Raw genomic sequence first — 12,169 nt, 5'->3', positions numbered from 1 at the left:
TGAATTCCTTACAAAAAGAAATCGCCCGAATTCAGGACATGGTGGCCGGTCAGCGCGATCGCGAAGCTGGCGGAGGAACCGAAGGTGGTCCCTTCGACGACGGTATATTCCCGGCCGCCCGACATTTCGTAGCGATAGCGCAGCTGGCCCGCCCCGGTGAAACGGGCATTCTCGCCGATCAGGGTGAAGGCCTGGTCGCCCCAGGCGAACAGCGACGCATTGGCGTCGATCGCCGACAGGTCGATCTTGTCCTCGCCGGGACGGAAATCGGTGATGACGTCGCGCAGGCTGCTGTGCGTCAGGGTGTCGCCGGTCCGTTCGAAGCGGAACACGTCGCGCCCTGCCCCGCCGGTCATCTCGTCGCGATCGTCGCCGCCGATCAGGATGTCGTCGCCGTCGCCACCGTTCAGCACGTCCTTGCCGTTGCCGCCGATCAGCATGTCGTTGCCGTTGCCGCCGATCAGCACGTCCTTGCCATCGCCGCCGTCCAGCGTGTCGTTGCCGTCGCCGCCGTTCAGCGTGTCGTCGCCGTCATTCCCGATCAGCCGGTCGTTGCCGCCGAACCCGTTCAGCACGTCGTCGCCCCGGCCGCCGTCAAGCGTATCGCCTTCGCCGGTGCCGTTCATCACATCGTCGCGCGAGGTGCCGGTCTGGTTCAGCCCGGCGACGTCCTTCACATAGACCGACAGCAGCTGGCTGTCGGTGACGCCATAGGCGTCGGTCGCGACGACGGTCACGTCGTAGATATTGTCGCGGTTCGAATCCTGCGCATTCTCGAAATCGGGCGCGGTCTTGAAGCTCAGCGCGCCGGTGACCGGATCGATGGTGAACAGCGCGCCTTCGCCGCCCTGCGCGATCGAATAGCGGACGAAATCGCCGTCGCGGGTGTCGGGATCGGTCGCGGTGACGGTGCCGACGCTCGTGCTGTTTTCGAGGATCGACATCGTGCCGCGATCGCCCCCGCCCGACGAGGTGATGGTCGGACCGCCGGTCTGTTCCTTCACATTGCCGACCGTCACGTACAGCATCTGCCGGTCGACCACCCCGAACGAATCGGTCGCGACGACCTGCACGTCATAGATGTTGTTGCGGTCGCTATCCTGCGGGTTCTCGAAATCGGGCGCCTTGATGAAGCTCAGCACCCCGGTCACCGGATCGATCTGGAAGAAGCGGCCTTCACGGACCGGGTCGATCGAGAAGCGGACGGTGTCGCCGTCGCGCAGGTCGGGATCGGTCGCGGTGATGTTGGCGACGAACGACGTGTTCTCCGCGACGGTGGGAGCCCATGCCGCATCCTGACCGCCGAACGAGGTGACGGTCGGGCCGCCGGTCTGTTCGGTCACGTTGTTGACATAGACCCACATCAACTGGCTGTCGCTCACGCCGCGCGCATCGGTGGCGACGACGGTCACGTCATAGATGTTGTCGTGGTTCGAATCGCGCGCCGTTTCGAAATCGGGCGCGGCGATGAAGCTGAGCACGCCGGTGTTCGCATCGATGGTGAACAGCGATCCCTCGCCGCCCGCGCCGATCGAATAGCGGATTTGATCGCCCTGGGCGATATTGGGATCGGTGGCGGTGACGGTGCCGACCAGCGTGGCATTCTCGCGCATCGACATCGATCCCCAGTCGCCGCCGCCCGCCGAGGTGATGGTCGGGCCGGCATTGACGACCTGCGTCACCTTCACCGCATGGGTACCGATCGCACCGACATCGAGCGTCGCGATCTCGCCGACCAGCGAGTCCAGCGTGGCCCCCTCGACCGTCAGCCAGTTGGTGCCCGGCGCCTTCAGGTCGATGACGACCTTGCCCTCGCCGGCCACGGTGAACGACAGGTCGCGGCCGTCGCCCGACAGCGATTCGAGCGACGCGCGCATCGGCAGCGCGGTGATGTGGGTGACGTCGTCGGCCTTGTCGCCCATGACGATCTCGAAGCTGCCGCCGGTGGTCGGCAGGAACACCTTGTCGTCGCCATAGGCGTACCAGCCCTTGACGCTCTGGATCACCTGCCCCGTCTTCTGCCCGTCGACGTCGAGCGCGAACAGCCCGGTGCCCATCGACGACGCGACGGTCGCGGTGATGGTGTTGCCGACGACGCTGCTGACGATCTGCGCCTTGTCGAACGCGCGCACCCGGGCCGCGAGATCGGCGAGGGTGACGAATTCCAGCCCCTTGTCCGCCGCGGCGGCGATGAAATCGTCGAACATCGACCGGACATAGGAGCTGGCGTTATTCGGAACCCCGTTGTCGTCGAGCGCCCATTCGGTGGGGCCGTAATCGTGCCACGGCCATACGACGATCGGCGCATCGGCATTGCCGGTCAGGTTCGCGAGCTCCTTCGCCCATACCGCCTCGGCTTCGGCGACGGTTTTCTTCTGAAATTCGATCAGCGAGAAGTCGAACGAGGTGTTCGGCGCGATATAGACCTGGTCCGTCCCGGCATTGGCCGGGTTCATATAGCCGATGGCGTTGGGATAGCCCGCGCCGACGCCCGAATAGCCGCCCGAGAGATATTGCACGTATTTCAGGATTTCTTGCGACGTGGCGATCTGTTCGGGCGCGCCGGGCACCGCTGCGCCGGCGATGGTGACGGTGCGGCCGAGATAGTTGCTCAGCTGCTGTTCCAGCTCGACGCGGCTCTGGCCGAATTCGAACTTGATCTGTTCGTCGGTCAGGATGTTGGTGTCGTGCGGATGGGTATAGCTGTGGGTGCCGATCTCGTTGCCCATGTCGATCAGCTGCTTGTAATAGGGCAGCGACACCGCCCAGTCCGTCGCCTGGCCATTGGCCGGATCGTTGCCGATGTTGACGTAATAGCTGCCGACGAAATTATACTTGGCTTTCCATTCGGCGAGGATCGGCAACATCTTGTCATAGATGCCGGGCGCGCCCTCCTCGATCTTGACCTCGTCGCGTTCCTGGCTCTGGTCCATGTCGGTGCGCGACGCGAACAGCCCGGTGTTGCGGGTCATCTGCAGCCCGACGGACAGCCCCCCGCCATGCACCGAATAGTCGATCGCCTTTTGCAGCAGGTTTTCGTCGGCCATCACCGCTTCGGACGAGAAGATGACGGTGCGCCCGCCGGTCTGGGTCGCGATCGCCGCGGCATAGGTCTCGCCGTTGACGGTCGAGGTCGCGATCGTCTGTCCGGTGCCGCTGACACTGGTGAAGGCGTTCCAGCCAACGCCCTTGTAATCGTGGACGACCTGTCCGTCGGCATAACCGTCGAACACCAGCCCCGCCGCATCGGTCGCCTTGACCGTCACGTCGGCCGGCCAGCCACCGGTCACGCGCGTCGCATCGAACAGCAGCTTCATGCGCGAATAGCTGTCGCCGGGCAGCGCATTGCCCGCCGCGTCGTTGGTCATGAACTCGCCGGCCGCGACCAGCCCGATGCCGAATTCCTTGGTCGCCTGCACCAGCGTCTTGGTGATCGCATCGACCTTGGCCGCATCGACGTTGCGGAACGAGGGGAAGACGATCGTGTCATATTTGGCGACGGTGGCGAGATTGGCCAGATCGTCCTCGGTCAGGATGTCGAACGGGACGCCGGCCTGCATCGCCTGCGCCTGCGCCGACATGAACAGCTGCGAATAGGCGGTCTTGCTGAAATAGGCGTTGGCGGTGCTTTCCGACCACACGATCGCGATGCGCGTCGCCGGGTCGGGGGTGATGCCGCTGTCGTTGTAGACGGTGAAGGGCGTGTCCGAATAGCTGCCGGGCAGGAACACCTGGTCGTTGACGTCGTACAGCGTGTCGATCGCCTGCGGGTTGCCGATCGCCGCCTTGTCGACGCGGAATTCGACGGTCGAGCGGTCGTCCGACCATGCCGCCACAAGCGTCGCGATCGCGGGGCTGGAACCCGGTGCGCCGCTGTACAGCGACACCGTGCCGTCGGCATCGAAATTGACGCTATATTCGGCGCCGCCGGCAAAGCCGAAAATCTGGTAGCCGGTCTGGGCATTGCGATCGGTGTTCAGCCACACGGTGGTGTTGGTGCCGACCGTGCCCGGGACCTTGAGCGCAAAGGCGAAGGCGTCCCCGTCGCTTTTGGCATAGATGGCATAGCCGTCGTCCAGCCCGCGATCGATCCGGTCCCGCACCGTCCAGTCGCCCAGATTGCCATCCACCATGATTGGGGTCGCGTTCGCCATCTTGTTCCATCCCTGTATCGCCACCGATGCCACGCCCTCGTCCCCGGTGGTTCGGTCGCTGCGCGCTTCGCACTTCGTTACAGCTCCTGCAAGTCGGCAGAACACGGTGACTGTTGGCAATCATCCTTAATTCGTATCAAGGCGAAACGGACTGTCCGATACCGGGACAAGGATACCGGATTCACCAATAAAGCCTGCAATATTAACTATATGAATATTGTCCCGGAAAGCGGAAGGTCGGGGTATCCACTGAACGATACCGCCGGACCTTCCCCGGATACTGTGACCCGGTCGGCAACTGCGACGAATCGCGACCGGTACTACAGGACTAGCCTTGGCCGTTGCTCGAACAAAAAGGTTAACGACCAACGCCATGGACCATGGCGAAAGCGCGCCTACATTGCTGACCATGCACGATAATCTCACCGCGACCCGCCCGACCTTCGTCACCCGCCTCGAATGTTCGATGACCGGCGAAGTCTATCCCGCCGATACGCTCCACAACCTCTCGCGCGCCGGAAGACCGTTACTGGTCCGTTACGATCTGGCGGCAGCGGGCGCGGCGCTGTCGCGCGATATGCTGGCGGCGCGCGACACCGACCTGTGGCGCTGGCGCGAATTGCTGCCGGTGCGCGATACCGCCAATATCGTCAGCCTTGGCGAGATCGAGACGCCGCTGATCCCCATTCCCCGGTCGGGCGGCGACAAGGTGCTGGTCAAGGACGAAGGCCGCCTGCCGACCGGCAGTTTCAAGGCACGCGGGCTGGTGATGGCGGTCGCGATGGCGAAGGAACTGGGTGTCCGTCGCATCGCCATGCCCACCAACGGCAATGCCGGCGCCGCCCTTGCCGCCTATGCCGCGCGCGCGGGGATCGAGACGATCGTGTTCTGCCCCGAAGACACGCCCGAGGTGAATGTGCGCGAGATCGCCGCGCAGGGCAGCCGGGTGTGGCGGGTCAACGGCCTGATCGACGATTGCGGCGCCGTCGTCGCGAAGGGCGCGGCGGAGGGACGCTGGTTCGATTTCTCGACGCTCAAGGAGCCGTACCGGATCGAGGGCAAGAAGACGATGGGCCTCGAACTCGCCGCGCAGCTGGGCTGGCGTCTGCCGCACGCGATTTTCTACCCCACCGGCGGCGGGACCGGGCTGATCGGCATGTGGAAGGCGTTCGACGAACTGGAAGCGCTGGGCTGGATCGGACCGGAACGCCCGCGCATGTATGCGGTACAGGCGGCGGGCTGCGCGCCGATCGTCCGCGCGTTCGAGGCGGGTGAGGAACATGCCGAACGCTGGGAGGATGCGCACACCGTCGCCGCCGGCATCCGCGTGCCGCGCGCGGTCGGCGACTTCCTGATCCTGCGCGCGGTGCGGGAGTCGGGCGGCAAGGCGCTGGCGGTGGGCGACCCGGCGATCCTGAAGGCCGTGGACGACTGCGCGCGGCGCGACGGGTTGCTGCTCTGCCCCGAAGGCGGGGCGACGCTGGCCGCCTATCGACAGGCGCTGCGCGACGGCGAAGTCGATGCGGAGGAAGAGGTCGTCTTGTTCAACTGCGCGACCGGGCTGAAATACCCCCTGCCCCCGGCCGACGCGACGCTCGACCGGTTCGGCGAGATCGATTTCGACCGGCTGTAGGATGCGGTCGCCCGCCATGCTTTTCGCTTCCCTTTCCGGTTCGGTCGACTCATAGAATCGTCATGCCGATCCGTGCCGAAAACCGCTGGCTCTATCCGATCGACTGGACGCAATTGTCCGCGGCGATCCGGTTCGACCGCGCGGGTGGTTGTTGCGAGCGCTGCGGTCGGCCGCATCTGCAACGCGTGCCGCATCTGGGCGACGGGCGTTGGTGGGATGGCAAGCGGCGATGCTGGCGATCGGCCGAGGGTCGCCGGATCGCGGCGCTGCGGGTTCCGCTGGCGAAGGTGCGGATGACGCGGGTCGTGCTGGCCTGCGCGCATCTCGATCACGATCCGGGTAATAACGCGCCCGCGAACCTCGCGGCGCTGTGCCAGCGGTGCCACATGCTGCACGACGCGGCCGAGCATCGCTGGCAACGCTGGTGGAATCGCTTCCGCTACCGGGCGTTGCGCGACCTGTACGAGCACCCTCCCCTCACCCGCAAACGTCTTGCCCGGTTGCGGCCTTCCTCTCTCAAAAACTGAAATTCAACCATCCGAACCGGTTAGACGGTTTATAGAGAGGTTAGCAGGTTAAGGGGTGCGCCAATCGCCGCAAACCGGCCCACAACCGCGATTCGCGGGCGACACGGCGTTCCCGAAGGATCGGGGCTTCGTTCCCGAAGGATCGATGCCGGCGTTCCCGAAGTGTCGGAGGAGCGTTCCGAAAGGGTCGAAGGGCGTTCCCGGAGTGTCGATGATCCCCTACCTCACCCCGATCATCGACGTCGATTGAATCAATAATGGAATGCCGGGGGTTGGAGAGGTTCAAATTCCCGGGCGATCTTCAACTTCATGCGCAACCGGTGCGTGCGGCGGCGGGGCGGACGACACTTCGGGAACGGAAACTTGTTTCCCCAGACGCGACCAAGTCGGTTCAGCGCCCCAGTTCATGGCGATGCTGCGCATCCCAGCGGCGGACATAGCCGATGAACGCGGCCTGGTAGTTGACCGGCGTCCGCGTGGCGTCGCCGTCGATCCACGCCCGGAATTCGGCGTGCAATGTCTGGTAATCCCAGCCTGGACATTCGGCGCGCAGCAGCGACAGCGTCTGCGGCGTGATCTCGCCGTCGGTCGCGCGACTGGCCAGCCCCCGGACCGAGCGGCGGATCAGCGCCGCGGCATCGACCAGTTCCTCGGTCCGTTCGGGAGAAGGGGCGGGCGTTGAAGCAGGGGCGGGGGCAGGGGGCGCGCGCACGACCGTCGTCCGGGCCGCCTCGCCGGCGCGCTTGCGCATCCGCAACAGCGGCTCGCGCTTGTCGGCGGGCTGTTCGAGCGTCAGCGTATAGCCGGGCAGTTCGTTGCGTTCGGCAATCTTGGCGATCTCGAACTTGAAGCGGCGATATTGTCCCTCCGCACCCGATTTCTCGAACAGCGTCGGCATCGATATCGCGAAACCGACCTCCCCGGCGCCCCCGGCATGTTTGCGCGCGACGCGGTACAGCCAGCGCTCGCGGCCCCCCGTCAGGTCGAAATAGGCGCGGTCGATCGACAGCACGCCGCCGGTCATCATCACCCCTTCCCAGAACCAGTTCGACAGTTCGATCGTCATGCCGCGCGACCGTTCGGTCTTCTCATCGACCAGCTGCGTCCAGCCATCGAGCCAGCTGAACGTCGCCTCGCGCCGGTTTTCGGCACGGATATTGGTCTTGATCGTCGTCGCCACCAACCGGTCGAGCGACTGTCCCAGCAATTCGTACGCGCGCCCCGTCGTCGGCCGCCCGATCGCGCGCAGCAAATCGTACGGCATCAGGTGCAGCTTGCGTGGCACGTCGTTGACGCCCCGCCGCGCCATGTCGGCCAGCACGCTGGCGCAATAGATCAGGATGTCGGCGTCCCAGATCGTCGCCATGCCATAATCGGCATTGGCCGAGACATGGACCCACAGCTTGCCGTCGGGGCTGCGATAATCGATCGGCTTGATCCGCTTGTTCTTTGCGAGGCTGAAGAACGGCCGCTCCATCATCTCGCGCTGGTCGCGCAGCGGCATGTCGGCGAGATAGGGGAGGAACAGGTCGAACTGTTCGGGGATTTTCTCGGGTGTCGGGCGGGTCATGTCGTCGGGTCCGCAGGCAGGTTTCCCCGGGGAAACTTCGGGGAGAAAGGGGTGGGGGACGGGCGATGTTTCCCCGGGGAAACTCGGGGCGCCCGCCCGGTCACCGCTGCAATCCGCGGCCGTCGCCGTCGAGCTCGATCAGCGCCTTGCGCACCATTTCGACCATGTCGTTGTTGCTGAGGCCCGATCCAGCATGGAGGCGCAGCGTCACGCCCTGCCGATTGATCGTCTGCGCGGTGACGGCGACGCGGCCGTGCGGCGTGGTCCAGACGAACCGGTCCTTCGCCTCCTGCCCGCGCTTGGGCGCATCGATCAGCCGGCGCAGCACGTCGGCGGCCGGAATGGGGGGCAGCCCCTTGTCGCGACGATGCTGCTGCTCGCGGACCAGCGCCTTGGCCTCGCCGCCGATCACCGCCGCATCGGCGCGGTCGTCAAGCGCCTGCGCCAGCGCATAGCCGCTCTTCAGCTGGACATCGCCGGGCGACGCGAAGGCGGCGACGATCGTGTCGGGCAGCGCCGCGACGCGCAACATCTTCGACAGCCAGCCCTTCGACAATTTCAGCCGTTCGGCCATGCGCGAGGCGTGGTTGCCATAATGGGTCTTGAGCGCGGCGGCATAGTTGCGTGCGCGCTCGAGGTCGGACACGTCGGCGCGCGCCCGGTTCTCCAGATCGGCGAGGCGGAAGGCGGCTTCGTCGTCGAGCGTCGCGACCTGCGCGACGAACATCATGTCGGGATAGCTGTGCGCGCGCAGCCATGAGATCGACCAGTGACGGCGGGTGCCGGCGATCACCTCATAGTCATGCGCGGCGTCGCCCTCGACGCGGCGAACCACGGCGGGGACCTTCTGCCCGCCCTCGGCGATGATCGAATCGATCAGTTCGCGGCAACTCGCCTCGGTCAGATGGGCATAGGAGCGCGCATTGCCCGGCCAGATGCGGACTCGCGCCGGATCGAGCAGCAGCTGCGTGACCTGGCGGACCTCGCCCGAGGCGACCCGGGCAAGCGCCGATTCACGGCCGAGCAGGGTGGTGCCGCGCAGCCGGTCGGAGCCGCGCTCGGGTGGGGCAGGGGGGGCTTCGGCCGCCTGCGGTGCCTCGTCGGAAAGCAGCGCGGCGAGGTAGTCGGATTGCTTACGCGCCATGGGGGGACTCGGTGTTTTGCGTTTGGAGACTCAGCGCCGCATTGGCCTTCGCCAACGCGTCGGACGGGCTGCTGGCCCGCCGGCCGGGCGGTTTGAGCGCGGTTGGCGCTTTCAGCGCCGCCGCGCCGCGCTGCGCGCCGTCAAACCGCCGCATACAACAGCTCCTCCCCCGCCGGTGCCACCCGACCCCAACCCTGTCGCACCAGCTGCTCGATCTGGCCCAACGCCTCGTCGAGATTGGCGCGGCAGCGTTTGTGTGTCTTGGGCGTGCCGATCGGCTTTTCGAGTTCGTAGACGGTCATCATCCGCATCGCCGCATGGCTGATTTCGGCGGATTCGAGGATCGGCACGGGCAGCAGCGCCGGACCGAAACTCTGCTCCATGATCGCCCGCACCATCGCGTGGCTGGGATCATTGCCGTCGAATTTCGAACAGATCAGCCGGACGAAGCTGTAATCGACCTCGATCCCCGCGCCGCTCAGTTGCTGCAGCACCTGATCCATCATCGACAGGAATTGCACCGTCGAACAGAAATCGGGCGTGGTCGCCGCCAGCGGTACCAGCAGCGCATTCGCCGCCTGCATCACCGCGAGGCTGATCGTGCCGAGCGCGGGCGGCGGGTCGAGCAGGACGATGTCATAATGCCGCGCTAGATCGATAAGCCCTTGTTTTAGTTTGCGAAACCGTGCCGCCAATACCGATTGCCCATCCGATCCCGACGCCGCCAGCTCATATTCGACGTCGAACAGTTCGAGGTTCGACGGGATCAGGTCGACATTCGGCCACGACGTCGACTTAACCGCATAGGACAGGTCGTTCTGCGTCGGGTCGATCGACAGATAAGGATATAGTGTCTCCTCGCGGGTGATGTTGAAGTGCGGGTTAAAGCCGAACAGCGTGGTCGTCGTCGCCTGGCTGTCGCAATCGACGACCAGCACCCGGTAGCCCTGCACCGCGAAATAATGGGCAAGGTGGGTGGTGACCGTCGACTTGCCGACGCCGCCCTTGAAATTCTGCACCGCGACGATTGCCGGCACGTCGAGCGGCGCGCGGGCGGGAGAGGCGCCGAGCACTTGCCGCATGTGCAGCAGCTCGTCGACGCTATAGCCCAGACGCCGGCCATTCTCGGCCGCCGGGGCGGGGGGCAGGCGGCCGTCATCCTCGGCCATGCGGATGCGGTTGGTCGAACAGCCGAGCAGTTGCGCCGCTTCGGCAATGCCGAAGCGGACGTTGAGCGCCTTGCGGCTTTCAGGCAGAAACGCCTTGCGCCGCAGCCGCTCGATCATCCGCTCGCCAGCTTCGGCAAGATCGCCGATCTGCGCGACGATTGCATTCATGATTGGGTCCGATCCGCTGATTGAAGCTTGTCGACGTTTATATGACACCGAAAGCTTCAAATCGACAAGCCGAATCTTGGAACGTTCCGGGAATTGTAAGTCCGTGGTGGACGGCGGCCCACGCTTGTATCGCCGGCGTCGCCGCGTCAGTCTGTGCGTATGAAACCGATGCTCCCGCTGCTCCTGCTGCTGACCGCCGCCGCAGCCGATCCCGCCCCGCCGATCCTGTCGCCCGAACGGATCAAGGCCGATGTGAAGACGCTGAGCGCCGATGATTTCCATGGGCGCGGGCCGACCCAGATCGGCGAGGAGAAGACGCTCGATTTCCTCGAACGGCGGTTCGCGACGCTCGGACTGCGGCCGGTGGGGGATCAGGGGTTTCGACAGCGGGTGCCGCTGCTCCGCTGGACGCGCAACCGGGCGGCGATCGCGCTGACCATCGGCGGGACCACGCAGACGCTGACGCCCGGCGTCGAGATCGCCGCGTCGTCGCGGATCATCGGGACGACGGCGTTCCGCGATGCGCCGGTGGTGTTCGTCGGCTATGGCATCGTCGCGCCGGCGCTCGGCTACGACCCGTATCGCGGCATCGATGTGCGCGGCAAGGTGGTGGTGGCGCTGGCCGGCGATCCCGATGTCGAGGCGGGGCGCGATCTGGGCTTTGGCGGGCGGGCGTCGAGCCCGGCGGCGCGGACCAAGCTGAGCGAGGCGCAGCAGCGCGGGGCGATCGCCTTCTTCCAGATCCACGACACCTTTCCGTCGAGCTATCCGTGGCTGCAACTGGCGAAGAGCGATGCCGTGCCGGGTTATGCGCTGGATACGGGCACGATGCCCGCGGCGTTCGGGCTGCGCGGCACGCTGCGCAACGATATCGGCGTGGCAATGCTGCGGCAGGGCGGGCTCGATTATGCCGCCGCCAAGCGCGCGGCCCAGGCGGCGACGTTTCGCGGCGTCGCGCTGAAGGGCGTGACGCTGACCGCCGAGACCGAGGTCGCGATGGACCGGGTGGTCAGCCACAATATCGTCGGCGTGCTGCCGGGGACCGATCCGGCGGCGGGCAGCATCCTCTATGGCGCGCATTGGGATGCCTATGGCGAGAACGCGTTCGACCCGCCCGCCGATCGCATCCGCAACGGTGCGGTCGACAACGGTACCGGCACCGCGACGCTGCTGGAGATCGGGCGGGCGTTCGCGGGTGCCAAGCGGCCGCGGCGAACGGTGGTCTTCGCGCTGTGGACGGCGGAGGAGAAGGGGTTGCTCGGCGCCAGCTGGTATGCCGAGCATCCGGCGCTGCCGCTGGCGACCACGGCGGCGCAGTTCAACCTCGACCCGCATGTCGTGCTCGGCCGGACCCGCGACCTCGAACTGATCGGGGTCGGGCGCACCCCGCTGGAGGCCGATCTGACGCGGGTCGCGGCGGCACAGGGGCTGAAGATCGTGCCCGAGGAGAATACCGAAGCGGGTTGGTATTACCGTTCCGACCATTATGCGCTCGCGCAAAAGGGCGTGCCGGGCGTGTATTTCCGTGCCGGCCGCGATCTGGTGCGGGGCGGGGTGGCCGCGGGCGAGCGCGAACGGGCGCGGTATAATGCGCAGTGCTATCACCAGACCTGCGACGAATATGATGCGCGCTGGGACCTCACCGGTGCGGCGCAGGAAGGGAGCGTCGCCTATGCGCTGGGCCGCGAGGTGGCCGAGGGGCGGGGCTGGCCGGGTTGGAACCCGTCGGAAGCGTTCGCCGCCGAGCGGGCGAAGACGGCCGACCAGCGGCGGTGAGGCTTGGGCTGACGTCTGAACCAGCCAA

The 12,169-nt window shown here is 66.0% G+C and carries 8 protein-coding genes; 3 read left to right on the top strand and 5 right to left on the bottom strand.

The features are described from left to right. Positions 1-8: 8 nt before the first annotated feature. On the bottom strand, positions 9-4,154 hold the full coding sequence (locus MF607_RS17350) for a cadherin domain-containing protein (RefSeq protein WP_242121122.1): 4,146 nt from the start codon (positions 4,152-4,154) through the stop codon (positions 9-11). Positions 4,155-4,563: 409 nt separating this feature from the next. Here MF607_RS17350 and MF607_RS17345 point away from each other — a divergent pair, with 409 nt between their 5' ends. Next, positions 4,564-5,787 carry a threonine synthase gene (locus tag MF607_RS17345; protein ID WP_242121119.1) on the top strand — a complete coding sequence of 408 codons (1,224 nt, stop codon included), beginning with the start codon at positions 4,564-4,566 and terminating at the stop codon, positions 5,785-5,787. 62 nt (positions 5,788-5,849) lie between these two features. Beyond that, on the top strand, positions 5,850-6,314 hold the full coding sequence (locus tag MF607_RS17340) for a hypothetical protein (RefSeq protein ID WP_242121117.1): 465 nt from the start codon (positions 5,850-5,852) through the stop codon (positions 6,312-6,314). Positions 6,315-6,705: 391 nt separating this feature from the next. Here the strand turns inward: MF607_RS17340 and MF607_RS17335 are convergent, their stop codons facing one another. The 4 genes from MF607_RS17335 to MF607_RS17320 form a co-directional block, all read right to left on the bottom strand. After that, on the bottom strand, positions 6,706-7,884 hold the full coding sequence (locus MF607_RS17335; protein WP_242121115.1) for a replication initiator protein A: 1,179 nt from the start codon (positions 7,882-7,884) through the stop codon (positions 6,706-6,708). Between the two features lie 100 nt (positions 7,885-7,984). Beyond that, a complete protein-coding gene (locus MF607_RS17330) occupies positions 7,985-9,028 on the bottom strand; it encodes a ParB/RepB/Spo0J family partition protein (RefSeq protein WP_242121113.1) in 1,044 nt (347 codons plus the stop codon). Beyond that, on the bottom strand, positions 9,018-9,182 hold the full coding sequence (locus MF607_RS17325) for a hypothetical protein (RefSeq protein WP_242121111.1): 165 nt from the start codon (positions 9,180-9,182) through the stop codon (positions 9,018-9,020). The genes MF607_RS17330 and MF607_RS17325 overlap by 11 nt, the downstream gene beginning before the upstream one ends. Then, entirely contained in the window at positions 9,169-10,365 is a 1,197-nt protein-coding gene (locus tag MF607_RS17320; RefSeq protein ID WP_242121109.1) for an AAA family ATPase, read from the bottom strand. The genes MF607_RS17325 and MF607_RS17320 overlap by 14 nt, the downstream gene beginning before the upstream one ends. 168 nt (positions 10,366-10,533) lie before the next feature. On the opposite strand from MF607_RS17320, the gene MF607_RS17315 reads away from it, so the two are divergent. Further along, positions 10,534-12,141, top strand: a complete 1,608-nt coding sequence (locus tag MF607_RS17315; RefSeq protein ID WP_242121106.1) for a M28 family peptidase — start codon at positions 10,534-10,536, stop codon at positions 12,139-12,141. The last annotated feature ends 28 nt before the right edge of the window (positions 12,142-12,169 follow it).

It is taken from the genome of Sphingomonas lacusdianchii (assembly GCF_022664395.1).
GTDB lineage: Bacteria > Pseudomonadota > Alphaproteobacteria > Sphingomonadales > Sphingomonadaceae > Sphingomonas > Sphingomonas lacusdianchii.
This window is presented reverse-complemented; position numbering and strand designations above follow the sequence as displayed.